The organism is Halomonas litopenaei (genome assembly GCF_003045775.1).
Classification (GTDB): Bacteria; Pseudomonadota; Gammaproteobacteria; order Pseudomonadales; family Halomonadaceae; genus Halomonas; species Halomonas litopenaei.
The window spans coordinates 117,342-141,466 of sequence record NZ_PXNS01000015.1 but is presented as its reverse complement, the minus strand read 5'-3'; the positions used below and the strand labels follow the sequence as shown (position 1 = coordinate 141,466).

The following is a 24,125-nucleotide window of genomic DNA, read 5'->3' as shown; positions in this document are numbered from 1 at the left end:
CTCCCCGCCCGCCCCCGGCACCGGGGACGGGGCTCTCGTATCAATGGGATCAGTCGGCCTGAGCCGCACGAATGTCGTCGACCAGCGAGGCTAGGTCCGGGTTCTCGGCAAGAAAGCCCTCATAGACCGGTTGCATCAGCGCCTGGAATTCTGATTTGTCCGGAACCTCATTGATCTCGACGCCTGCGTCCAGCGCCGTTTGCCGACTGGCCGCGGTACGCTCTTCCCACAGTTCACGCTGCTGCTCGGTGGCGACCTGCCCGGCCTCCCGGACCGCCGCCTGGTCCTCTTCGGACAGCTCGTCCCAGGTACTGCGGGCCATGCACAGGCACTCGGGAATGACCAGGTGGTTGGTCAGCGAGTAGTAGCCGGCAACCTCGTAGTGACCGCTGGATTCGTAGGACGGGAAGTTGTTCTCGGCGCCGTCGATCACACCGGTCGTCAGCGATTGGTAAACCTCACCGTAGGCCATGGGGGTGGCGTTGCCACCCAGCGCATCGATCATGTCGACGTAGAGGTCGTTGTTCATGACCCGGACCTTCATGCCCTCGACATCTTTCGGAGTCTCGACCGGATGGTCGGTGTTGTAGAGGCTGCGCGAGCCTGCCCCGAACCAACCCAGCGCGACCAGGCCCTGCTCCTCCATCGCTGCGGCGAAGCGTTCGCCGATCTCGCCATCCATCAGTTCGTACATGCGCTCTTCACTTTCAAAGATGAAAGGCAGCGAGAGTACGTTGGCCGCCGGCACCATCGGACCCATGGGGCCCATGTTGAAGTTGCCGAAATCCAGAGCACCGTTGCGGGTCTGCTCGATGGCATCGGGCTGATCCCCCAGCACGGCGTTGTGATAGACCTTTGGCGTGATGCGCCCTTCCGTTCGCTCGTCCACCTCCTTGGCGAAGGTCTCCAGCGCAATGCTGTTGGGGTACTCGGGAGGATGAATATTCCAGCCGCGCCACTGTTCGGCCAGGGCTGGCGTTGCCAGCAAGGCGGTGGTCGCGGCCAGGCCGGCAAGATGGATGGCGCGGGTGAGCTTGCGTGAAGCGGCGGGATTCATGGCGAGTCCTCTGGTTGACCTTGTTGGCGTTGTTGTCATACCCGGTTGGGCAAGTGTCCGGCCCTCTCGTACTGCCATCACATGGCGATGGCCTGAGCCGTTTTCTGGAAACCATGGCATACTATGTATGACAAAGTAGAAGAGAGGACTTCCTGGCTGCAACCCCTTCCTGACACTTTTTGACTAAAGTGCAATGCCACTGTCGAGGTGCGTTAGCCAAGGCGGCCAACATGATCGACATTTTTCGGAAAAGCCCTTTATTCGCAGGCAATAACGACCTGTCCGAAACCTGTCTCTGGTGCAGAGAGGCCCCGCTGCAGCGGCAGTTTATTTGTAAAATGCTGTCATTTTAGAGCGTGACGCGTGACCCGCTGTGTCCATGTGCAGCATAAGCTGCATAGGCGACAGGAAGTCTCGTGGGACGAGCAAGGCCTCGGCTGATAAAGACATTCAGCGCAGACAATATCGATGCAGAACAACGGGAGAATCGGGCGCCGCTGAGCGCCCGAGAACATGGCGGAGATTCGTTCGAGGGAAGAATCGAGGCGGCGCGCCCGAACCATCGGATCGGGCGCTGGTCGGGAGGTGGGGAGGTGGCTAGAAGGCCCAGGCTGCCGACAGCGACACCGTATCACCATCGAAGCGATTTTCGGATGACACATCGTGAAGCCACTTGCCGATCAAGGTGACCGGCGCCTGGCCCAGTGAGACACTCTTCATGAAGGCCGGCCCTACCCCTGCCCCGCTACTGCGAAAACCATCTTCCAGGCGATCCGGTACCGGTCCCGAGTCCGACTCGAGCTGTTCGTAAACGTACCCGGCCAGACCCAGTCCGAAGCTTGGTGTCAGGTACTTCGCCGCCAGAACGTCTAGGTGAAACTCGTCGCCGGTGGTGTAGTCGGTGGCATCGTTCTTGAAGTTGAACAGGATGCCCGCGGTCATCGACAGGTCCCATCCGCTTTCGGGCAGCCAGCTGTAGGTAATGGTGGGATCGATCGACCAGTAGTGCCGCCCCAGGTTGATCCGATCGTCCTCGTCGTAGCGCCCCACCGGAATATTGATACCCACCGCCGCCGTGGTGTGGTGAGTCCCGTTGGCCCAGTTGAGGGCGACCGGCACCAGGTACGGATCACCGAAGCCGCTGTTGCTTCCGGTGTTGAAGCGTTCCTGGCCTGGGATGCTGGCCTCGAGATCGACGCTGACGTCAAACACGTAGGGAAGATTGATCCCGGCGATGTAGGTGGCACCGAGCCACTCGACGTCGGTCACCCAGGTCAGCTTGAGCAGGTTGAACCACAGCGTCTGGTCGAGACCCGCCGACAGCCGCCCGCCCAGGGGGCGCGCGCCGATATCGCCCTCGTAGCGCACCAGGTCGTTGCGCGCATAGACCCCGGGTGGCGGGGCCAAGCCTGCGGCAAAGTCGTTATAGGCGCCCGGTACATAGATGCTGCTGCCACCTTCCGAGGCATGAGCCGTCGCTGGGGCCAGCAGTGCTGCACCGAGGATCGGCGCTGCCAGCAGGTAGTGATACATACCGGAGGTCAGGAGTCGGGGGCGACAAATGGCCATGGGGACGGTTCCATTGAGAAGTTTGCTGCAAAGTATAGGAAGCACTACGAACTTTTGGGCACAATTTTGACGTACCTGCCTCCTATGCCCCCGCGTACCCTGCTGCTCTTCCCGTGACGTCTACCTCCAGCGTCCTGCGACTACTTCGGTCGTCCTGCGATTACTTCGGTCGATTGGCCAGATACGACAACGGCGCCCCAAGGGGCGCCGTTGTCGGGTGCGGGAAGCGAGTTCCGGGTACGCCCTTACTCGCCGGCGGGCGCGTAGGAGCCATCTTCGCGGTGCACTTCCTTGCCCGTCAGGCCCGGAGTGAACACGCAGGCCAGGTGCATGGTCTTGGAAGCACGCAGCAGGTGCTCGTCATGCTGATCCAGGATGTAGATGTCGCCCGGCTTGATCGGCCAGATCTTGCCGTCGGCCAGGGTCTCCACCTCGCCTTCGCCCTCGATGCAGAACACCGCCTCGAAGTGATGCTTGTAGTGGATGTGGGTCTCGGTACCCTCGAAGATACGGGTGATGTGGAAGGAACACTGACCGCCGTCATCGGCGAGCATCAGGCGGGTGCTGTCCCAGTTACCGTTCTCTGCCTTTACCAGGCGGTCGGTCTGACGGGCTTCTTCCAGGTTGCGAACGATCATCGAATTCTCCGTTGTCGGGTGTCGGGGGCGTCGGCGGTGCCGGGCATCGAAAGGCCCTGTGCGAGGCTTCGAGCGCTGGTGGCGTCCGCAGAAAAAGCGAGGGCGAGCCCTCGCTTTACATATTGCTCAGGGCAGGATCAGCGGCACCTTGCTGCTGGCGCCTGCCCGCAGATAGCCTGAGGGCGTATCCTGTTTCAGCTTAGCGCCTCGTGGGTGCTGCGCTCGAGGATATCGAGACCTTCGATCAGATCCTCGTCGGTGATGGTCAGCGGACACAGGCACTTGACCACCTCACCGTCCTGGCCACTGGTCTCGATCACCAGGCCGTTCTCGAAGGCCTTGGCGGTGATCTTGTCGGCGATATCGCCGCTTTCCACGTCGATGCCGCGCATCAGGCCGCGGCCACGCTCGGAAGCCGGATACCCCTTGTCGCTAAGCCAGGCGGCGATCTTCTGAAAGCGCTCTTCCACGATCCGCGCCTTGCGCTGGATGTCACGCTCGAAGGTATCGTCGCTCCAGTACTTGCGCATGGCAGCGGTAGCGGTGACGAAGGCCAGGTTGAAGCCACGGAAGGTACCGTTGTACTGACCCGGCTTCCACTTGTCGAGCTCCGGGCGCATCAGCACGTGGGCGAACGGCAGGCCGAGTGCGGACAGCGACTTGGAGTTGGTGACGATGTCCGGTGTGATGCCGGCATGCTCGAAGCTGAAGAACTTGCCGGTACGACCGCAGCCCGCCTGGATATCATCGATGATCAGCAGGATGTCATTGTCGCGGCAGATGCCCTCGAGACGCTTGAGCCAATCCAGGCCGGCCACATTGATGCCGCCCTCGCCCTGGACCGTTTCGACGATGACCGCGGCGGGCACGTCGAGACCACCGGACTTGTCGCCGAGCAGCTTCTCGAAGTAGTCCAGGGTATCGGTCTCGCTACCCATGTAGCCATCGAAGGGCATGAAGGCCGCACCCTGGGTCGGAATACCGCCGGTCGCCTCGCGGAACTTGCGGTTGCCGGTGGTGGCCAGCGCCCCCATGGTCACGCCGTGGAAGCCATTGGTGAAGGTCACGATGTTGTGACGACCCTTGGCGACACGAGCGAGGCGAATGGCAGCCTCGACGGCATTGGTGCCGGTCGGCCCCGGGAGGTGGACCTTGTAGTCGAGACCACGCGGCTTGAGGATCACCTCTTCCAGGGTCTCCAGATAGTCGCGCTTGGCGGCGGTCCAGAAATCAAGACCGTGGATGATGCCGTCGGTGGCCAGATAGTCGACCAGCGCCTGCTTCAGGTGCGGGTTGTTATGGCCGTAGTTCAAGGTGCCGGCACCGGCCAGAAAGTCGATGTACTCGCGGCCTTCCTCGTCGGTCAGGCGAGCGTTCTGCGCCTTGGTGAAGACCACCGGAAAGGAACGGGAATAGGTACGAACTTCGGATTCCATGCGTTCGAGGATCTGGGTCTGCATTGCGACCTCCTGTCGGGTTCGTAGGGGAAGTTATCGGGTATCGGTGGCGACGGACGCTGGCGCCCTGTCACCACCCTGGAAGCCGTTAGATACGCGTCGTGTCGAAGGGACCGATGCGCACCAGGTTTTCCGGATCGTGCTCTCCACCCAATTGGTCGGTAGAGAAGTACTCGCGGCTGTTCAACGGCGCCTGCCAGCGATCGGCCAGGCGGCGGAACAAGCCCCAGGAAGCCTGGTTATCCGGTGTGATGGTGGTCTCGAGGTGGTGGACCTCGTCAAATTCAGGGCGGGTCAGGATGGCTTCGACCAGTCTGCGGGCCAGGCCGGTACCGCGGGCCTTCTCGCCCACCGCGACCTGCCATAGAAAGTAGGTGTCCGGAGCATTGGACTTCACGTAGCCGGAGACAAAACCGACGATCTCGCCTTCCTCGTTGGTGGCAACGGCACAACTGTCACGGAACTGGGTGGCCAGCAACAGGTAGGCGTAGGCGGAGTTGACGTCCAGGGGCGGGCAGGACTTGACCAGCTCGTAGATGCCCCAGCCATCCTCGGGAGTGGACTTGCGAATAAACAGCGGCGCCGCTTCGTGACCCACCACCGCGTCTGCCACCGTAGGCTTGGCGAGGTCGGCTGATGGTGTGAAGGGCTCAGTGCTTGCGGTCATGTTCGTTATGCTTCGCTGTAGCGAATTTGGACAACCATTATAACAGTCGAGTATGACATTTCAAAATCTGGATTATTCTTAACCCCTGGAAGCATAAAAAAAAATTATGCGAGCGGCGCCAGGCCACGTCTCATGGCGGCTCGGAGCGATCGCTGCCGCTCACCTCCCCTATCCCTTTGGCGTAATCGATTGCCTCTCCAACGAGACGATTTCGTCCGCCTGAAGCAGTATAGTCGGACCTTTCGGATCGGCGAGAAAAGGCCACAAAAAAGGGCACCCACTGGTGCCCTTGTCGTATCGTGACGCCGGTCTCAGGTACGCGTCGGCGTGCGCATGGTGACAAACTCTTCGGCGCCGGTCGGGTGGATGCCGACGGTGGCATCGAAAGCTGCCTTGGTCAGGCCCGCACGCACCGCGATGGCGATGCCCTGGATCACCTCGCCGGCCTCCTCGCCGACCATGTGCGCCCCTACCACCACGTCGCTTTCGTCGTCGACGATCAGCTTCATCAGGCAGCGTTCATCGCTGCCGGACAGGGTGTGCTTCATGGGACGGAAGTCGGCGCTGTAGACGCGGACCGCCTTGCACACCTCGCGGGCCTTCTCTTCGGACAGGCCAACGGTGCCGATGTTGGGATGGCAGAACACCGCAGTGGCGATGTTGTCGTAGTTCATCGGCGCCTGGGGCGCGTCACCGTAGTGGTGTGCGACCAGATGCATGGCCTCGGCCAGGGCCACCGGCGTAAGCTCAGGACCGCCGGTCACGTCGCCCAGCGCCAGGATCGAGGGCACCGAGGTCTCGAAGCGATCGTTGACCTGGATGGAGCCGTTCTCGTTGAGCGCGATGTCGAGCTGGTCCAGGCCCAGGCCTTCAAGATGGGGCTTGCGGCCGGTGGCGGACAGCACCGCATCCACCTCAAGGGTCTCGCCATTGGTCAGGGTGGCCTTGATCCCGCCTTCGACCTTCTCGAGGGACTCGATGTTGGTGTTGAAGTGCAGGTTGACGCCCTTCTTGGCCATCTCGTCGCGGGTGAACTCACGCACCTCCTGGTCGAAGCCGCGCAGGAACAGCTCGCCGCGATACAGCAGGTGGGCGTCGGCGCCCAGGCCGTTGAAGATGCTGGCGAACTCCACGGCGATATAGCCGCCGCCAAGCACCAGAAAGCGCTTGGGAAACTCGTCCAGGTCGAAGATCTGGTTGGAGTTCATGGCCAGTTCGCTGCCGGGGAACGGCGGCACCCAGGGCCAGCCACCCACCGCCACCAGGATCTTCTCGGCGCTGATGGTCTCGCCGCCAACCTCGACACGGTGTTCGTCCACCACCTTGGCGCGACCGTTGATCAGGCGTACCCCGGCGTTGTCCAGCAGCTTGCCGTAGATGCCGTTGAGTCGCTTGATCTCACCGATCTTGTTGTCGCGCAGGGTCGCCCAGTCGAAGCTCGGCGCCTGGTCGAGCTGCCAGCCGAAGCCGCGAGCGTCGTCGAAAGCCTCGTGGAAGTGTGCGGCGTAGGAGTAGAGCTTCTTGGGCACGCAGCCCACGTTGACGCAGGTACCGCCGAGGTAGCGATCCTCGGCGACGGCCACCCTGGCCCCGGTTGCCGCCGCGGTACGGGCAGCGCGGACACCACCGGAGCCGGCACCGATGACAAAGAGGTCATAGTCGAATTGTGACACTTGCGTCTCCTGATTCTGTTGCTGGGGCCCTTGTTGTCGGGACCGCTTTCGGATCATTAGGGGCCTGGCCTACCAGGGACCTGCCTCGAGGCCCACCAGGATGGGAAACCTTCCCATGATACCAGCGGGCTGGCTACCACGGGAGGGTGCTTGACCACCTTGACCGAGGGGGGTAAAAACATGCACCACTTTAGCCATCCACTGCTTGCACGGGGAAAGTTCATGAGTGATATCGACAATCTGCTCGCCAATAATCGGGCCTGGGCCGACAGAATCTGCCAGGAAGACCCTGATTTCTTTGCCCGCCTTGCTCAGCAGCAAAGCCCGGAGTATCTGTGGATCGGTTGTTCCGACAGCCGCGTGCCGGCCAACCAGATCATCGACCTTCCCCCGGGTGAGGTGTTCGTCCACCGTAACGTCGCCAACCTGCTCTACCACAATGACATGAACGCCCTGTCGGTGGTGCAGTTCGCGGTGGACGTGCTCAAGGTACGTCACATCATGATCGTCGGCCACTACAACTGTGGCGGCGTGCGCGCTGCGGTCACCGGCGGCGAGAACGGTATGGTGGACAACTGGTTGCACAGCGTACGCGAGCTCTACAGCATGCATCGCTCGGAACTCGAGCATCTGCCGTTGGACGAGCAGGTGGATCGCATGTGCGAGCTCAACGTCCAGTCTCAGGTCAAGACACTGTGTCGTACCAAGATCGTCCAGCGTGCCTGGCAGCGCGGCCAGGCGCTGTCGGTGCACGGCTGGGTCTATGGCCTCAGTGACGGTCGCGTCACCGACCTAGAATGCAGCGTGCACGGCCTGGACCAGGTCGCCCAGCTCTATCGTATCGATCGCGTCTGTCCGCCCCAGCAGTGACGGCTGGCCTGAACTGACCGATTGACCGCCAGGCGACCCTGGGCACCGCTGTCGCCTCGGCGCTGTGTCGATTGCCCTTTCGCGCCCCCGAATTGCGTTCGGGGGCACTTGCACTTGCTGTTCTTCGGCTGCGCCTGTGGTCTTCAATTTGCCGCCACCACTTGCGGTTACCTCACTCGCCTCCGCCGGCTACCTCAGATCCTCTATTTTCCCTTACTTTCCTGTCTGCGCCACCTTCTCGTCGCTCACCGCTTGTCTGCCCCTTGAGGACACGCTCCCCTGGCCCATATTCGTTCCTCGCATGGGTGCTGTCACAATTTCGATTGTGTTTAAACGCGACACCTCACTATGTTGATGCAGGACATTGACTAGCCGGCGCTTACAACATTGACCAAGGCGCCCGACTGGCAATTACAACAACCTCAACAAGCAGGAACTCCTTCCATGTTCAAGAAGACCCTTCTGGCCGGTGCCCTCGGTGCCGCCATGCTGACGGCTGCCCTGCCCCAGACCGCACTGGCCGAAAACACCCTGCGCATGGCCTACGACGCCGATCCGGTGTCGCTGGACATCCATGAGCAGCTCTCCGGCGGTATCCTGCAACTGTCGCACATGGCCTTCGATCCGCTGGTGCGCTGGACCAAGGACTTCGAGTTCGAGCCCAGACTCGCCACCGAGTGGGAGCAGGTCGACGACACCACCATGCGCATCAGCCTGCGCGAAGGGGTCACCTTCCATTCCGGCAACCCCTTCACCGCCGAGGACGTCGCCTGGACCGTCGAGCGCCTCAAGCGCAGCCCGGACTTCAAGGCGATCTTCGAGCCCATCGAGACGGTCAACGTGGTCGATGAGCACACCGTGGAGATCATCTCCAAGCGGCCCAACCCGCTGCTGCTGAACATGGCCACCTACATCTTCCCGATGGACAGCCAGTTCTATTCCGGCGAGACCGACGGCGGCAAGGCCAAGGACGAGATCGTCAAGAACGGCAACTCCTACGCCTCGCGCAACATCTCCGGTACCGGGCCCTTCCAGGTGACCAACCGCCAGCAGGGCGTTCGAGTCGACTTCGAACGCTTCGATGACTACTGGGACAGCGAGTCCCCGGGCAACGTCGACGCCATCACCCTGACCCCGATCGGCGAGAACGCCACCCGCGTCGCCGCCCTGCTGTCCGGTGACGTCGACTTCATCGCGCCGGTACCGCCCAACGATCTGGAGCGCATCGAGAGCGACGAGGACACCAATCTGGTGACCATGTCGGGCACCCGCATCATCCTGTTCCACATGAACCAGGAGCGGGTCGAGGCCTTCCAGGACCCGCGTGTTCGCCAGGCCTTCAACTACGCGATCAACCAGGAAGGCATCGCCGATCGTCTGATGAAGGGCTTCGCCACCCCGGCCGCCCAGTTCTCGCCCGAGGGCTACTCCGGCCACAACCCGGATCTCGAGCCGCGTTTCGATCTCGACCGGGCCAAGGAACTGATGGCCGAAGCGGGCTATGAGGACGGCTTCTCGGTCAGCATGATGGCGCCCAACAACCGCTACGTGAACGACGCCAAGATCGCCCAGGCGGTAGCCGCCATGCTGGCGCGGATCAACGTCACGGTGGACCTGAAGACCCTGCCCAAGGCCCAGTACTGGGGCGAGTACGACGACCGCGCCGCCGACATGATGATGATCGGCTGGCACTCCGACACCGAAGACTCCGCCAACTTCCACCAGTACCTGACCGAGTGTCCGGACGCCGACAGCGGTGGCGGCCAGTACAACGCCGGCAACTACTGCAACGAGGAGCTCGACCAGCTGATGGTCGACGCCAACCTCGAGGTGGATCTGGAGAAGCGTGGCGAGATGCTGCGTGAGCTCGAGCAGGGCCTCTACGACGATGCCGCCTTCATTCCGCTGCACTGGCAGAACCTGGCCTGGGCCTCGGCGGCCAACGTCGACATCGAGCCGGTGGTCAACGTGATGAACTTCCCCTACCTCGGGGATCTGGTCATCGAAGAAGAGTAAGACGACAGGCACCGCCGCGCGGTGCCTGCAAGCTCCCATTCAGCAGCTGCCTCGGCTCCGTGACATGGTCGCGGAGTCGAGCGCCTGTACCCTGGACAATCCCCATGATCGCATTTCTGATCAAGCGCCTCTTTCATGCGCTGCTGGTGATGTTTGTCATCAGCGTGATCGCCTTCGCCATCCAGGACAACCTGGGTGATCCCATCCAGCAGATGGTGGGTCAGTCGGTGCCCGAGAGCGAGCGCGAGGTGCTGCGCGAGGAACTGGGGCTCAACGATCCCTTCCTGGTGCAGTACTTCCGTTTCGCCGTCAACGCCGCCCAGTTCGACTTCGGCTATTCGTACATCTACAACGAGCCGACTACCGAAGTGGTCCTGCGACACCTGCCGGCGACCCTCGAGCTGGTATTCGCCTCGACCCTCCTGATCATCTTCCTGTCGGTGCCGATCGGCGTCTACAGCGCGATCAAGCCCCGCGCCTGGCTGTCCCGTTTCTTCATGGGGGTGTCGATCATCGGCATCTCCATCCCGGTGTTTCTCACCGCTATCGTGTTGATCCAGCTGTTCGCCATCGGCGTGAGCTTCACGCCCTTCCCCGCCGATACCGGCTGGGGCGCCTGGCTCAACGGCCTGCTGTCCACCGAGGGCGGCATGCCGGCCTACGGTCGCGGCGACCCGGTCCACGTGTTCGGCACCTGGACCACCAACTTCGCCTCGCTGGAAGGGCTGACCTACCTGGTGCTGCCGGCCATCTCGCTGGCCTCGATCATGCTGCCGCTGTTCATTCGCCTGATCCGCGCCGAGATGCTCGAGGTGATGCAGTCGGAGTACGTCAAGTTCGCCCGGGCCAAGGGCATCTCGATGCGTCGCATCTACTTCCTGCACGCGCTGAAGAACACCATGTTGCCGGTCATCACCGTCGGCGGCGTGCAGATCGGCACCCTGGTGGCCTACACCATCCTCACCGAGACGGTGTTCCAGTGGCCGGGCATGGGCCTGATGTTCCTCGACGCCATCGAGCGCTCGGACATCCCCCTGATCGTGACCTACCTGATGATCGTCGGCCTGATCTTCGTGATCACCAACACCCTGGTCGACCTGATCTATGGCCTGGTCAATCCCACCGTCAAGCTGACAGGTAAGCCCGCATGAGCACCCAGAGCACTGCGACAAGCAGCCGGTGGGAGCGGTTTCGCGACTCCTACCTCTTGTACAGTTTCAAACGCGATCTGATCGCCCAGACCAGTCTTCTGATCTTCGTGGTGATGGTCCTGGCCGCGCTGCTGGCGCCTTGGCTTGCGCCGGCCGACCCCTACGACCTGGCCCAGATCGACATCCTTGCATCCGAGCTGCCGCCGTTCTGGATCGACGGCGCCGACCCCCAGTACCTGATGGGTACCGATTCCCAGGGGCGCGACCTGCTCTCGACCATCCTCTACGGCATGCGGGTGTCGCTGGTCATCGGCTTCGGCGCCGTGGCGCTGCAGGCTACCCTGGGGGTGTGCTTCGGTCTACTGGCGGGCTATCTGGGAGGGCGCGTCGACGCCTTTCTGATGCGCCTGGCGGATATCCAGCTGTCGTTCTCGACGTTGATGGTGGCCATCGTGGTGGGCGCCCTGTTCAAGGCGATCTTCGGCGGCGCCACCTACTCCGACTATGCCATGTGGCTGCTGGTGCTGATCATCGGCCTGGCCGAATGGCCCCAGTACGCCCGTACCGTGCGTGCCTCGGTGCTGGCAGAGCGCTCCAAGGAGTACGTCGACGCCGCCCGGGTGATGGGCCTGCGCAGCCGGCGGATCATGTTCCGTCACATCCTGCCCAACACCCTGTCGCCGATCTTCGTCATCTCCACCGTGCAGGTGGCCAATGCCATCATTTCCGAGGCGGCGTTGTCGTTTCTCGGCCTCGGCATGCCCGAGACCCAGCCGTCGCTGGGCTCGTTGATCAAGTCCGGCTTCGACTACATCCAGTCCGGTTCCTGGTGGATCACCCTGATCCCGGGCCTGGTGCTGGTGGTGCTGGTGCTGGTGATCAACCTGCTCGGCGACTGGCTGCGCGACGTGCTCAATCCACGACTGTACAAGGGCTGAGGTAGACATCATGGCACTACTCGACGTCAATCACCTCGACGTGCGCTTCGCCCTGCGACAGGGCGACGTGAAGGCACTGCGCGATGTGTCGTTCAGCCTGGATCGTGGCGAGCGTCTGGGCATCGTGGGCGAATCCGGCGCCGGCAAGTCGGTCGCCGCCTTCAGCCTGCTGAACCTGATAGCCAAGCCGGGCTATATCGCCGGTGGCAGCATCACCTTCGATGGCCAGGAACTGACCGGGCTCGGCGAGCGCGCCCTGCGCAAGGTGCGCGGCCACCGCATCTCGATGATCTTCCAGGATCCGATGATGACGCTCAATCCGGTGCTGTCCATCGGTGAGCAGATGGTGGAATGCCTCAAGGCCCACCGCCGTATCTCCAGCAAGGAAGCCCGCGCGATCTCGCTGCGCAAGCTTGAGCAGGTGCAGATCCCGTCGCCGGAAAAGCGCCTGGACCAGTATCCCCATGAGCTGTCCGGCGGCATGCGTCAGCGCATCATCATCGCCATCGCGCTGCTGCTCGACCCGGATATCATCATCGCCGACGAGCCCACCACCGCCCTGGATGTGACCATTCAGGCGGAGATCATGGCGTTGTTGCTGGAGCTGTGCGAGAAGCACAACGTCGGCCTGATCCTGATCACCCACGATCTCGGCGTGGTCAGCCAGGTGACCCAGCGCATGCTGGTGATGTACGCCGGACGGGTGATCGAACAGGGCCCGACCCGAGAGATCATCAATGATCCGCAGCATCCCTACACCCAGGGACTGATCAACGCCCTGCCCCAGATGGCGACCCCGGGCGAGCGGCTCAACCAGATACGTGGCAGCATGCCGTCGTTGAGTCAGCTCCCCAGCGGCTGTCCGTTTCATCCGCGCTGCGACTTTACCCAGCGCCACGACGGCAGCGAACGGACACCCTGCAAGACCGAGGTACCGGCCTTCGTGCGCTCCGGCAACTGTGAGGTGGCCTGCCATATGGTCGCCGAGATGCAGGATGCCGAGCGCATCGTGGCCAGGGAGGACAACTCATGAGCCAGACCACTCAGGCAGCCGTCAAACCGCCGACCGAGCCGATTCAGCAGGACGGCCCCGCCGACATGCCCCCTGCCGCTGGAGGCGACAGCCTGCTCGAGATCCGCGGGCTGGAAAAGCGCTTTTCGCTGTCCGGGGATTTCCTCGAGCAGCTCAAGTTTCGGCGTGGTCGTATCGTGCGCGAGCAACAGCACGTGCACGCGATCAATGGGGTCGACCTGGACATCCGCCGCGGGGAGTCGCTGTGCGTGGTGGGCGAATCCGGCTGCGGCAAGTCGACGGTAGCGCGTACCGTAATGGGCCTGCTGCGGCCCAGCGCCGGCGAGATCCATTACGACGGCGAGCGTATCGATCATCTCGATTCGAAAGCATTGCTGCCTTTCCGTCAGCGCATGCAGATGATCTTCCAGAACCCCTACGCCTCGCTCAATCCGCGCATGACCATCCAGCAGACGCTGGAAGAGCCGATCCGCCTTCACCACCCCGACTGGAAGCCACAGCAGGTCGTCGACAAGGTCCACGAGGTGATGAGCTCGGTGGGCATCGCCCCGGACTGGGGCTCGCGCTACGGCCACGAGTTCTCCGGTGGCCAGCGACAGCGTATCGCCATCGCCCGAGCGCTGGCGGTGGATCCGGAATTCATCGTCGCCGACGAGCCGATTTCGGCACTGGACGTGTCGATCCAGGCCCAGGTGCTGAACCTGTTGATGGAAGCCCAGCGCGAGCACCATCTCACCTACCTGTTCATCACCCACGACCTGGCGGTGGTGGAGCATTTCGGTACCCGGGTGGCGGTGATGTATCTGGGCCGCGTGTGCGAGGTGGCGCCCACGGCGACGCTGTTCGCCCGTCCACGCCACCCCTACACCCAGGCCTTGATGTCGGCGATTCCCCGGCTGGAAGACGATCGTCCCCAGCATCTGCGTCTGCAGGGCGAGGTACCGACTCCGGTCAACCTGCCGTCGGGCTGTGTGTTCCACGGGCGCTGCCCCCACGCCAACGACCGCTGCCGCCGGGAGATTCCCCGTCTGATCGCCACCGATGAGGGCGGCCAGGTCGCCTGTCATGGTGTCGAGGAAGGTCGTCTGTCTTGACCGCTGCCTTGACCTCCATCGCCGTCACCTGCAACACGCCGACGCCGGGTACGCCCGGCGTCGGGTTATCTGGCACAATCGACGTTTCGCAGGACAGGTGATACTTCCATGGAAATACGTTGGCTGGAAGACTTTCTCGCCTTGGCCCGCACGCGTCATTTTTCCCGTGCCGCCGAAGAACAGAACGTGACCCAGCCCACCTTCTCTCGGCGCATCAAGCTGCTCGAAGAGGAGATGGGCACCACCCTGATCAACCGTCAGACCCTGCCGCTGTCGCTGACGCCGGCCGGCGAGGCCTTCCTCGCCATGTGTCACGACGTCACCCGGCGGGTCGACCTGACCCGCCAGCGACTGGCGCAGATGGCTGAGGAACAGGCCGGACAGCTACGCCTGGGGGCACCCCAGAGCCTGCTGGCGCAGTTCCTGCCCCAGTGGCTCAGCGGCTGGCAGTCGCCACCGCCGCTGCAGCCCTACCTGCGTGCCACCGCCTGGCTGGTGGGCGACTATTTCCAGGGACTTGCCTCCGGCGAGATCGATCTTGCCCTGTGCTACTGGCCGACCAGCGGCAATCCGCTGGAGCTGGCCAACGAGGACACCGATTATTGCGTCATCGGCCGCGAGCGCTTTATGCCGGTGTGCCTGCCGGATGCCAGCGGCCAGCCTCGCTTTGCGCTGGAAGGCGGCAAGGGGCGCGCCCTGCCATTGATCGCCTATCATCCCCGGGGCATGATCGATGCCGCCATCCGCTCCCACCTGGACCGACTCGGCGACGCCCCTACCCTGACGGTGCTCAACGAGAGCGTACAGAGCGGCAATATCCGAGAACTCGTCGCGCTGGGCTATGGGCTGGGCTGGTTGCCCGAGCGCAGCCTGGGCGAGGCGCTGGCCTCCGGCGCGCTGGTGGCGGCAGGACCGCCACGCTGGACGGTGTCCTTCGATATTCGCCTGTATCGCCACCTCTCGACCCGTCGCGCGGCGGTCGACGCCGCCTGGCAGGAGCTGTGTGCTCACGCCCTCGAGACCGAGGCTCAACCATGATGCCCCCGACCACCCAGCGGAGACCTAGCCTTGCCCCAGCCTGACGCCCGTTCAAGCTTGTCCCCTGCCACCTCGGGCCTTCGCGCGGATGCAGCGACACCGGGCGGCTTTCGTGCCGCCCGCTGGCTGTCCAATCCGCATGTCCAGACCCTGCTGCCGAGGGTACTTCGTCCCGCGGAGGTGGACTGGCGACAGGAATTTCTCGACCTGCCCGACGGTGACGAGGTGGAGCTTAGCTGGGTGCTGCCGGAACCCGATGACCAGAGCGCCCCGCTGTTCGTGCTGTTCCATGGCCTCGAGGGGGGAATCACCTCGCCCTACGCGCACGATCTGCTGGCGGCCGCCAGAGACCAGGGCTATCGGGCGTTGCTGATGCACTTCCGTGGCTGTGGCTCACGCCCCAACCGCTTGCCGCGCGCTTACCACAGCGGCGATACCGGCGACGCCAAGGTATTGCTTGAGGTACTGGGCGATCGCTATCCCGAGGCACCCAAGGTCGCCGGTGGCGTGTCGCTGGGGGGCAATATGCTGCTTCGGCTGGTCGCCGAAGAGGACGCTAACTCGTTGGGGCTCGACGCCGCGGTGGTGATCAGCGCGCCGCTGGATCTGGCGGCCTGCGCCCAGCGCCTGGGCGAGGGTTTTTCGCGGGTCTACGAACGCCACCTGCTGGCCTCGCTCAAGCGCAAGGTGATACCTCGGCTCGAACGCGGCGAGCTTTCCCTCAAGGTCAGCGTCGAGCAGGTGCGCCGGCTGAAGCGCCTGCGCGACTACGACGACGTCATCACGGCGCCGATGCACGGCTTCCGGGACGCCGATGACTACTATGCCCGTGCCTCCAGCGGCCCGGTGCTCGATCGGGTGGCCGTTCCCACCCTGATGCTGCATGCCCGTGACGATCCTTTCATGCCGGCCGACCTAATCGAGCGTTTCCCGGCTCGCTCGCCGCTGGTGACCCTGGAAGTCGCCGAACGCGGCGGCCATGTCGGATTCATGGAGCCAGGCCCTCGCCGCCCTCGCCCCTGGCTTGGCCGACGGCTGGCGCGCTACCTGCAGGAATTGTCGCTGGACAAGCAATGACATGGCTCCTGCTCATGCAAGGGCAACTCAGATCAAACAATGTCACGCATCATCACACAAGAGCCCCGGCCATGGCCGGGGCTCTTGTGCTTTACGCCGTGTGTTGCGTGGAGTGCTGCGCGCTTGGTCACTGCAGTTCCGGAGGATCTCCCGGCAGGCTCCAGGTGTAGATCAGGTCCACCGCCTGGGCGGCGCCGGAGACCGCTTCCAGGTAGAGGCTCCTCCATAGCTGGTAGGTCAGGGTCAGCTCGGCGATGGGCGAGAAGATGCCGACGCCGTAGCCCACCTCCAGACGGTCGGTGAGACGGCCGCTGACCACCACCTGACTGCTCTCGCCACTGCCGGAGGTATCCAGTGACAGATCCTGGATGCCGAAGGCCTCACCCATGGCGCCTACCGCCCCCCCGGTCTTGCCCAGGGTCAGGCCGATCAGCGCCGAGGTCAGGGCGCCGCTGGAGTCGCCGCTGTCATCCGGCGCCCGGCCGCGCAGCACGTAGGACAGCGCCCGAGACTCGTCCATCGACGGCTCGGAGAAGATCTCCAGATCGGGCTGGCTGGCGGTACCGGTGACCTTGAGACCGGCGATCACTCCGTCTTCGGTGCTGGCCGGGTTACGGATGGCCTCGAAGTCCAGCGTCGGCAGACTCGGCGGGCCGGCGAAGATCAGCTTGCCCTGGCGAATCTGCAGATCCTGGCCGTAGGCACGGAAGCGGCCATCGACCAGGCTGACGTCGCCGAACAACTGCAGCGGCCCGTTGTTCTGGCGCACCTCCAGATCCCCTTCGAGCTCGGTCTGCAGACCGTAGGCGCTCAGGCGCATGTCGGGTCCCAGCAGCAGCCGTACGCGGATGTCGATGGCCATGCCCGCCTCGGCCATGGCCTCGGCGGTGGATTCTCCTACCGGGTCTTCCTGGGCACGCCGTTCGGCCTCCTTGGCCTCCTCGTCCATCTCGCGGGTGATGATGATCTCGTCACCGCTCGGGGTGACCGCGGACGCCGGAACGTCACCGACCTTGAGCCTGGCCCAGGGGATCCGCACCTCGCCACGTACCCGCAGTCGCGAGGGGTTGGCGGTGATGGTCAGGTCCGGGGCCAGCTTCAGCTTGCCGAAGGCCGGCATGGCGGCGAGCAGTGGATCCTGCACCGCGGACAGCGCCATGTTGGCCTCCCAGCTACCGTCAGGCCAGGCGGCGTCACCGCTGATATTCAGGCGCCCTTCCTCGGCGTCCACATGGCCGGAAATCCGCGCGCTGTCGCCGGACAGCGCGATATCCAGCCGTCCGTCGGTGACCGCCAGGGGAATATCACCACCGTGGACCCTGAGCCCGGTCAGACTGATGTCGCCACTGAGGTCGGGGGCCTCGCGGCTGCCGGCGATACGGATGGTGCCGCCAAGACTGCCCTCGAGTTTATCGAGGCCGGCCGCCAACGGCTGATAGGGTGCCAGGCGCACGTCGGTGATGGTCAGGGTACCGTCCAGGCCGCCGCGTCCCATGGGATCGTCGATGGCCAGGGCCAGGTCGATATCGCCGCTCTGGGCCAGTGACAGCGCCAGGTCCATGTCGATGCGGGCCTCGCTGGCGTCTGCACTGAGCGACATGCTGGTGGCTGGCACCGACCAAGGCTGGCCATAGGCGTCCTCGCCGGTCACGCTGACCTCGCTGTCGACCTGGACGTCGGCCTGCCAGCGACTGCCGCCGGCCGACCAGCCAGCGACGACACGAGCGCCGGTGTCGCCGTCGATGGCCCAGCCCTGAGGCAAGGCCTCGTTGACCAGGTCCATGGGCAGCTCATTGATCTCGAGGGTCAGCGAGCCGGCGTCCGCCGAGGCGCTCAGCGGCTCACTGATGCACACGGCGCCGCCCTGGCGACGTGCCAGGCAGAAGGGCTCGGCCTGGACCGACCCCGCGGCCAGGTCAGCCTCGAAGCTCAGCGGATCATCGAGGGCGATATCGCCCTGGGGCAGCGTGACCTCCAGCGGCGACAAGGTGCCCTGATAGCGGTCGCGGGCCTCGTTCATGGCCCCGTCAAGGGCCAGCACCAGACGGTTGAGTGGCCCCTCCTCGCTGCCTTCCACGGTGAGCTCCAGGCGGTGATCCGACAGCCGCCCATCGAGAGCCAGGGCGATATCGGAGAATCGCTGACCGCCGGCTTCGACCTGTCTTGCCTCAAGACCAATATCGAGCTCGGGGTCGTCGATTCCGGCCACACGGCCGGACAGCGACAGCTCGCCGACACGATTTTCCTCGAACGCTACCCCGCTGCCATTCAAGGCAAGGTCAAGCTGGGGCGCCTGGAGGCTGCCGCTGGCCGTGATGTCTCCGGATAGCTGGCCGGCAAGCCCCGGATACAGGCTCGCCATGTCCGGCAGTGATATCTCGGCGTCGACGTCGAGGTTGGACTCGCTGACCTGGCCGACGGCCTGGATGCGATTGTCGCCCTGGCGGAAATCGAGGCTGTCGATGTCCCATTGCATATTGCTGTTGCCGGCGAGCTGGGCCTCCAGCGACAGCGGTCGGCCATCGAGGGTACCCTCGATCTCCAGCGCCGGCACCTCCACCCGCCAACCCTCATCGGTCTGGGTGAAAGCCACCTGCAGGGTGCCGTCGATATCCCCCGCGAGCCCTTCGACGAAGGGTTCCGGATTAAGGTCCGTGAGGGTCGCTGCCGCCTCCACCGAGACGCCGTCAGACCAGTCGACACGTCCCTCGGTGCTGAGCGCGCCGGCACCCTCCGGTGCGACCTCAAGAGGCGCCCAGGCAAACTGTGAAAGATCCCCCTGGCCCTGAAGGGCCAGGGTGGTTGGCGGTACATCCGGTCCCTCGGCGGCCAGGGCCAGTTGCAGCGTATAGCCGGTCAGGGAACCCTCGATGGCGAGATCCAGATCGCGGGCGATCCACGGCTCCACCTCGGCCGTGGCAGCGGTGGCATTGCCAGCTTCAGCATTGTCTGGTGCGCTTGTCTCGGCGTCGCTCACCTCGCCAGTCTCTTCGATGCCTTCAGGCAGGGGGCTGTCCATGCCAGGCAGCGGCCATTGCAGTCTGGGGCTCTGGAAGGTGGCGCTGAAGGGCAACGTGGGGTCGAGGGCGTCGAGTCGGGCGACCAGGTGGGTGTCCACCGGGCCCGAGGTCTTCAGGTCGATTTCCAGGTCGGCCAGACTGCCGGCTGCACTCAGCTCGACCCGCTCGCCGGACAGCGCCGGGAAGATTTCCGGCAGGTACAGATCGGCGGCAAAATTGAGCTCCAGCGGGTAGTCGCCGCTCAACGTGGCGCGGGCCTGGAGCTCGGCGTCGGCATCGGCGGAGGCCACCGCCAGGGGCTCGATGGTAACGGTCTGGCCGCGGGCATCGAGACTCAGGTCCAGACGCTCGACGTGGTAGTCGAAGGCACCGTCGACGGTGGTGTCCTCGACCACCAGCTCGGGTACTTCAATGGCCAGTGGCAAGGTGACCTCGGGCAGCACCAGACGCTCACGCTCACCCAGCGGGATGTCATCGGCCTTGGCTGCGGCCCCTTCCATCTCGGCGGCGGCCTCGCTCGGCAACGGCGAGCGCACCGCGATGGCGGCGTCGATGGCCTCGGCGCTGACGATGGGCCCTTCGTGTTCGGCGTCGCTCAGGGCCAGCATGGCGCCGGGCGTCAACGGCAGGGTCAGATGAAGACCCGCCAGGCGCGTAGGTCGAACGCTAAGGGTATCGCCCTCGGCCACCGCCGCGGTGGTGAAGCTGTCCCAGGCCAGTCGAGTGCCGTCGGCCAGTTGCACGGCGACGTCCTCGACCGCCAGTTCACGGATCTCGACGGGAAACGGCAGCGCCAGGGGCCCCGGCTCGGCACTGGTCGGCTCGGGTTCGACGGGAGGCTCCTCCGCGGCTTCGCTCTCGCCCAGGCGGACGTCAGTACCCGACACCCTCAGGTAATCAAGACACAGCCGGCCATCAAGAACGCAGTCCTCTGCCCAGGACAGCGACAACGCGTCCACTGACAGCCGCAGGCTGCCCATCTCCATGCGAAAGCCATCCAGCGCAAAGGTGTCGAGCAGCGCGCCTTCGACCGCCTCGTACTCGAGAAAGCCCATGCGCTGGCCCTGATCCAGCGCCATTCGGGTGCCCCAGGGACTCAGCACCAGGCCGCCAATCAGCAGCACCAGGCCAACCAGGGTCAACGGCAGCCAGATCAGCAGACGTGTCAGGGCCCACAGGGCGCGTCCTTTTCTCATTGAAGCCTCGTGTCAGGGGCCAGCGGCATCGGGTTCAAAACTCGGGCCCGATGGCGAAGTGCAGCCGGAAATTGTCGTCTTCGTCATCGAAGGGATGGGCGACATCGAAGCGGATCGGGCCGACCGGAGAAATCCAGCGCACGCCCAGACCCGCGCCCTTGTTCAGGTCGCCAGGCCACCACTCGGAGAAGGCGTCACCGACATCGAAGAAGGCCGCGCCCCACCACTTGCCGGTGATCCGGCGCTGGGCCTCGACGCTGGCGGTGAACTCGTGCTGACCGCCTTCCAGGTCGCCGTTCTCGTCTTCCGGCGACAGCGACTCGTAGCTGTAGCCACGCACGCTGGAGTCACCACCGGTAAAGAAGCGAAGCGAAGGAGGGATCTTCTCGAAATCGTCGGTATTGATCGCGCCGACACCTAGTCGGCCAATAAAGCGGTTGTCGTCACCCAACTTGCGGATCCAGGCGGTATCGCCGGTCATGCGGAAAAACTCGGCGTCAGAGCCCCACGCGTCGCTGGAGTACTGCAGTTCGAGATTCTGGCGATCGCCCCAGGTGGGAAACTGAGGGTTGCGGGTACGGGTGCGCGACCAGCTTACCCCGGGATAAAGCAGCAGTACCTGGTCGGACTGGTCACCCTGGGTGAAGTCCTCGTAGGTGGCGCGCAGATAGATCGTCTGCTCCCAGTCATTCTCGAACACCCAGTGCCGACCAAAATCGACAGTACTCTCGAAGCTTTCGGTGTCCTCGATGTCCTGCTGGCGCAGCCCGTACTGCAGTCGGTAGCTATCGTTGAGCGGATCCTCCAGCGGGATCTTGTAGGTGCCGCTGAACTGCTGATCCGGTGCCGACAGATATAGCTGATTGGTCCAGCTATGGCCGTAGCGGTTGACCCAGGGCTGCTCCCAGGAGAACTGCAGGCGCGGCCCCACATCGGTGGCGAAGCCGATACCCGCCTCGAACTGGTGACGATCCGCCGGCGTCACGCTGACATCGATCGGCATGGTCGGGAATTCCGGTGGATACAGTCCAAGCGCCACCGCCAGAGCGTCGCGGCTGATCCGCGGCCCCTGGTACGGCGTCGGGATCTCCGCGACGTCCACCGAGTACCACCAATTGTCGTTCTCGGGCAGCGCCAGGGAGCCCTTCTGGCGTTCCAGGCGGGGGCGTACCGTCAGCGAGCCGAACCATTCGGTCTCGCTCAACTGGTTGTTGAGTTCGGCGACGTCGCTTGCCAGGTAAGGATCGCCGTAGTCGAAGGGCACCAGATTGCGCAGGCGTTCCTCGACGATGTGATGGCCCTTGAAATTGACCCTGCCGAAGCGATAGCGCGGCCCGCTGTCCATGCCCAAGTACAGCCGGGCGCTGTTGGCCCAGGGGCGAATTTCCATGCGCTCATCGGTGAACTGCCAATCGAAGTAGCCTCGCTCCACGGTCAGGCCCTGCAGCCTACCCTTGAGACTCTCGTAGGGGGCGTGTTTGAGGATGTCGCCTTCCTCTTGCGGATAGGCGTCGATCGCCAACTGAAAGGGGGCGTCATCGCGGGCGTCGCCCTCCAGGGTGAAATCGATCACTTCCAGCTTGACCGGCTCCCCCTTGTCGATGGTGAGGAAGACCTCCTGGGGCTCGTCATCGCGGTCGAAACGCATCTCGATCTGCGGTTCATAGTAGCCGTAGACCCGCATCGCCTCCTGGGTCAGTCGAACCACCTCGTTGCGCAGCCGCTCCACACGATACTGGCTGCCGTCGAGCCCCTGCAGGTAGACCTCGACATTGTTGGCCATATCCCCTTCGATACCGACGATCTCGGCATCCATGCCCAGGGCCGGCACCGACACCGAGACCAGGCAAAGGGCGGCCCCTGATCGACGGACGAACGGACCCAGACCCGAACGAGCGGGAACGCGATTTTCCATAATAGACTGGCTTTCCTGACGTGGGTGCTGGATCAACGCAGCGCCTCCAGTTGGGCGCTGAACGCGAGCTGGGACTGACGCAGTTCGCGAAGATCGGCGCCAAGCGACCGGGCGCTGTCATCCAGCGCATCCAGGCGCTGCTCGAGCCTGGCTTCCATTGCGCGACGTTCCTCCGCACCATCTTGGCGCGATTGGCGCAGGCCTTCAACGTCCTCGTCCAGGGAGGCAAGCCGCTGCTCCAGGGTGTCGAACCGCGGCAACAGCTGCCCCAGCCGGGTATCCAGGCGCGTTACCACCTCATCGACCCTGGTGGTCAGCGACCCCAACCGGCCGGCAAAGGACTCGCGGGCATCATCGAAGCGGTCCATGCGAGCCTCCAGGGCACCTCGGGCATTGTCGCCGGCTCGTTCAACGGCACCCAGCGATGTGCGTGTCGCCGCCAGCGTATCGGCGATGGAGGCGATACGCTCTTCGACGTCCTGCAGAGTGTCGGCGTTGTTGCTGTGTTGGTCCAGCGTTGTCTGTGCCTGTTCGGAAACAGTGTTTCTTATATCCTCGGCGGTCGACTCGAGTCGCTGGGCCAGGGCATCGTCCCGCTGTTCGAGTTCGGCCACTCGACGCTGGATGTCCGCCACCAGGTCCCCTTCTCCCTGCTCGGCATCGAACCGCGCATGAATGTTGGACAACTCCCCCCTCAAGCGGGTCAGCTCACCCTCGAGCCGCTGACGTTCCTGCCAGGCCAGCCAGCCAGCGGCCCCCACTGCACAGATAATCAACAGCACCAGTAGCCATAACGGCCAAAGTCTAGGCGCCGGGGGCCGGCGATAGCGAGCGGCGGATACACTCTCTCCTGGATCGGGTACGATAGCGCCCGGACGGCCGACTTCCGGTGGATGCCCCATGAAACTCTCCTTGCGGTTCAGCGTGTGGCACTGTGGCACCGGATGACATCGCTGGCTCAGGGCCGATCACGTGCCACGGGCCTTGGCGGCCAAAGTTGGCTGATAGTGTAAGGTTTTTTACCATATTTACGCACGGCAGACGGATAACGCGTTAGCGCTATCCCTATCAACGCCTTGCTGTGGGGCACCTGCCATACCTCGCTTCACCATGACGTTCACGACCCCGGAGTCCCCATGATCCTTGAATTGCCTGCGCTGCCCTTCGATAGCCACCAACTGGAACCCTACCTCTCGAAGGCCTGGGTCGAGGATCGCTACCAGGGGGACCATCAACGTCATCTGACAGCGCTCAATCATTGGGCGAGCGGCTCAGGCACGGCTACGAGGTCCCTCGAGGACGTAATGTCAAAGGCCCATGGTGAGGTGCTCGAACATGCGGTCGAAGCCTGGAACCTTACCCTGTTCTGGCACTGCCTGTTACCGCGCCCGACAGCACCGGAGGGTCGACTGAACGAGGAACTGACACAGACGTTCGGTTCCTTTACAGGATTGAGAGAGGCGATGCACGGGCGGGTCGAAAACGAACAGGAGCAAGGGAACCGGCGGCCAGGCTGGCTGTGGCTGCTGCACTCCAACCGTGGCATGAGCCTGACGATCAGTGCGCGTGGCCAGCGGCTTGATGACGCATCGGGCAGGCCGCTGCTGGTCATGGATCTTGGCTGTGGAAAGTCTCCGGTTGAGCAACTCTGGCCGCTGATTCACTGGGACTTTGTCGCCCAGAATCTCGGCGACTGTCATTGACCGATGACACCTC

18 protein-coding genes are annotated in these 24,125 nt (G+C 63.9%); 9 read left to right on the top strand and 9 right to left on the bottom strand.

The genetic code is table 11. From position 1 onward, the window contains the following. Window positions 1-49: 49 nt before the first annotated feature. From C6W88_RS19155 to gorA, 6 genes are all read right to left on the bottom strand, one after another. Complete coding sequence (locus tag C6W88_RS19155) at window positions 50-1,057, bottom strand: TRAP transporter substrate-binding protein (RefSeq protein ID WP_045992069.1); 1,008 nt, start codon at window positions 1,055-1,057, stop codon at window positions 50-52. A gap of 597 nt (window positions 1,058-1,654) precedes the next feature. Continuing rightward, window positions 1,655-2,626 (bottom strand): SphA family protein, encoded by a 972-nt coding sequence (locus tag C6W88_RS19150; protein WP_052704298.1) that lies wholly within the window; start codon window positions 2,624-2,626, stop codon window positions 1,655-1,657. 245 nt (window positions 2,627-2,871) lie between these two features. Continuing rightward, on the bottom strand, window positions 2,872-3,264 hold the full coding sequence (locus C6W88_RS19145) for an ectoine synthase (RefSeq protein WP_045992068.1): 393 nt from the start codon (window positions 3,262-3,264) through the stop codon (window positions 2,872-2,874). A 194-nt stretch (window positions 3,265-3,458) separates the two neighbouring features. Further along, window positions 3,459-4,724, bottom strand: coding sequence for a diaminobutyrate--2-oxoglutarate transaminase (ectB, locus tag C6W88_RS19140; RefSeq protein ID WP_045992067.1), 1,266 nt, complete (start codon window positions 4,722-4,724; stop codon window positions 3,459-3,461). A gap of 85 nt (window positions 4,725-4,809) precedes the next feature. Then, window positions 4,810-5,388 carry a diaminobutyrate acetyltransferase gene (ectA, locus tag C6W88_RS19135; protein ID WP_108133620.1) on the bottom strand — a complete coding sequence of 193 codons (579 nt, stop codon included), beginning with the start codon at window positions 5,386-5,388 and terminating at the stop codon, window positions 4,810-4,812. A 311-nt stretch (window positions 5,389-5,699) separates the two neighbouring features. Beyond that, the gene (gorA, locus tag C6W88_RS19130) at window positions 5,700-7,061 is read right to left on the bottom strand and encodes a glutathione-disulfide reductase (protein WP_231498707.1); all 1,362 of its coding nucleotides are present in this window, start codon (window positions 7,059-7,061) and stop codon (window positions 5,700-5,702) included. 222 nt (window positions 7,062-7,283) lie between these two features. On the opposite strand from gorA, the gene can reads away from it, so the two are divergent. The 8 genes from can (at window position 7,284) to C6W88_RS19090 (ending at window position 16,278) form a co-directional block, all read left to right on the top strand. Next, window positions 7,284-7,931 carry a carbonate dehydratase gene (gene can / locus C6W88_RS19125; protein WP_108133618.1) on the top strand — a complete coding sequence of 216 codons (648 nt, stop codon included), beginning with the start codon at window positions 7,284-7,286 and terminating at the stop codon, window positions 7,929-7,931. A gap of 444 nt (window positions 7,932-8,375) precedes the next feature. After that, entirely contained in the window at window positions 8,376-9,947 is a 1,572-nt protein-coding gene (locus C6W88_RS19120) for an ABC transporter substrate-binding protein (RefSeq protein ID WP_108133617.1), read from the top strand. Between the two features lie 104 nt (window positions 9,948-10,051). Next, window positions 10,052-11,098, top strand: a complete 1,047-nt coding sequence (locus tag C6W88_RS19115) for an ABC transporter permease (RefSeq protein WP_108133616.1) — start codon at window positions 10,052-10,054, stop codon at window positions 11,096-11,098. Beyond that, window positions 11,095-12,036: an ABC transporter permease gene (locus tag C6W88_RS19110; protein ID WP_045992061.1), complete on the top strand. Its 942-nt coding sequence runs from the start codon at window positions 11,095-11,097 to the stop codon at window positions 12,034-12,036. The genes C6W88_RS19115 and C6W88_RS19110 overlap by 4 nt, the downstream gene beginning before the upstream one ends. Before the next feature lie 10 nt (window positions 12,037-12,046). Next, entirely contained in the window at window positions 12,047-13,069 is a 1,023-nt protein-coding gene (locus C6W88_RS19105) for an ABC transporter ATP-binding protein (protein ID WP_108133615.1), read from the top strand. Between the two features lie 65 nt (window positions 13,070-13,134). Next, the gene (locus C6W88_RS19100; RefSeq protein ID WP_108133639.1) at window positions 13,135-14,163 is read left to right on the top strand and encodes an ABC transporter ATP-binding protein; all 1,029 of its coding nucleotides are present in this window, start codon (window positions 13,135-13,137) and stop codon (window positions 14,161-14,163) included. A 108-nt stretch (window positions 14,164-14,271) separates the two neighbouring features. After that, window positions 14,272-15,201, top strand: coding sequence for a LysR family transcriptional regulator (locus C6W88_RS19095; RefSeq protein WP_108133614.1), 930 nt, complete (start codon window positions 14,272-14,274; stop codon window positions 15,199-15,201). Between the two features lie 30 nt (window positions 15,202-15,231). Further along, window positions 15,232-16,278, top strand: coding sequence for a hydrolase (locus C6W88_RS19090; RefSeq protein WP_231498706.1), 1,047 nt, complete (start codon window positions 15,232-15,234; stop codon window positions 16,276-16,278). 127 nt (window positions 16,279-16,405) lie between these two features. Here the strand turns inward: C6W88_RS19090 and tamB are convergent, their stop codons facing one another. Genes tamB through C6W88_RS19075 form a run of 3 tightly spaced genes read right to left on the bottom strand, consistent with a single transcriptional unit; the run spans window position 16,406 to window position 23,311 of the window. Beyond that, window positions 16,406-20,494, bottom strand: coding sequence for an autotransporter assembly complex protein TamB (gene tamB, locus C6W88_RS19085; RefSeq protein ID WP_108133613.1), 4,089 nt, complete (start codon window positions 20,492-20,494; stop codon window positions 16,406-16,408). A 34-nt stretch (window positions 20,495-20,528) separates the two neighbouring features. Beyond that, on the bottom strand, window positions 20,529-22,409 hold the full coding sequence (tamA, locus tag C6W88_RS19080; protein ID WP_108133612.1) for an autotransporter assembly complex protein TamA: 1,881 nt from the start codon (window positions 22,407-22,409) through the stop codon (window positions 20,529-20,531). A gap of 32 nt (window positions 22,410-22,441) precedes the next feature. Continuing rightward, window positions 22,442-23,311, bottom strand: coding sequence for a hypothetical protein (locus tag C6W88_RS19075; RefSeq protein WP_146164684.1), 870 nt, complete (start codon window positions 23,309-23,311; stop codon window positions 22,442-22,444). Window positions 23,312-23,545: 234 nt separating this feature from the next. Here C6W88_RS19075 and C6W88_RS19070 point away from each other — a divergent pair, with 234 nt between their 5' ends. Next, on the top strand, window positions 23,546-24,112 hold the full coding sequence (locus tag C6W88_RS19070; protein WP_108133610.1) for a Fe-Mn family superoxide dismutase: 567 nt from the start codon (window positions 23,546-23,548) through the stop codon (window positions 24,110-24,112). The last annotated feature ends 13 nt before the right edge of the window (window positions 24,113-24,125 follow it).

Excerpts from the sequence above, each read along its gene's own strand:
- C6W88_RS19155 (WP_045992069.1), bottom strand. The coding sequence starts at position 1,057 with ATGAATCCCGCCGCTTCACGCAAGCTCACCCGCGCCATCCATCTTGCC.
- C6W88_RS19150 (WP_052704298.1), bottom strand. The coding sequence starts at position 2,626 with ATGGCCATTTGTCGCCCCCGACTCCTGACCTCCGGTATGTATCACTAC.
- C6W88_RS19145 (WP_045992068.1), bottom strand. The coding sequence starts at position 3,264 with ATGATCGTTCGCAACCTGGAAGAAGCCCGTCAGACCGACCGCCTGGTA.
- ectB (WP_045992067.1), bottom strand. The coding sequence starts at position 4,724 with ATGCAGACCCAGATCCTCGAACGCATGGAATCCGAAGTTCGTACCTAT.
- ectA (WP_108133620.1), bottom strand. The coding sequence starts at position 5,388 with ATGACCGCAAGCACTGAGCCCTTCACACCATCAGCCGACCTCGCCAAG.
- can (WP_108133618.1), top strand. The coding sequence starts at position 7,284 with ATGAGTGATATCGACAATCTGCTCGCCAATAATCGGGCCTGGGCCGAC.
- C6W88_RS19120 (WP_108133617.1), top strand. The coding sequence starts at position 8,376 with ATGTTCAAGAAGACCCTTCTGGCCGGTGCCCTCGGTGCCGCCATGCTG.
- C6W88_RS19115 (WP_108133616.1), top strand. The coding sequence starts at position 10,052 with ATGATCGCATTTCTGATCAAGCGCCTCTTTCATGCGCTGCTGGTGATG.
- C6W88_RS19110 (WP_045992061.1), top strand. The coding sequence starts at position 11,095 with ATGAGCACCCAGAGCACTGCGACAAGCAGCCGGTGGGAGCGGTTTCGC.
- C6W88_RS19105 (WP_108133615.1), top strand. The coding sequence starts at position 12,047 with ATGGCACTACTCGACGTCAATCACCTCGACGTGCGCTTCGCCCTGCGA.
- C6W88_RS19100 (WP_108133639.1), top strand. The coding sequence starts at position 13,135 with ATGCCCCCTGCCGCTGGAGGCGACAGCCTGCTCGAGATCCGCGGGCTG.
- C6W88_RS19095 (WP_108133614.1), top strand. The coding sequence starts at position 14,272 with ATGGAAATACGTTGGCTGGAAGACTTTCTCGCCTTGGCCCGCACGCGT.
- tamB (WP_108133613.1), bottom strand. The coding sequence starts at position 20,494 with ATGAGAAAAGGACGCGCCCTGTGGGCCCTGACACGTCTGCTGATCTGG.
- tamA (WP_108133612.1), bottom strand. The coding sequence starts at position 22,409 with ATGGAAAATCGCGTTCCCGCTCGTTCGGGTCTGGGTCCGTTCGTCCGT.
- C6W88_RS19075 (WP_146164684.1), bottom strand. The coding sequence starts at position 23,311 with ATGGGGCATCCACCGGAAGTCGGCCGTCCGGGCGCTATCGTACCCGAT.
- C6W88_RS19070 (WP_108133610.1), top strand. The coding sequence starts at position 23,546 with ATGATCCTTGAATTGCCTGCGCTGCCCTTCGATAGCCACCAACTGGAA.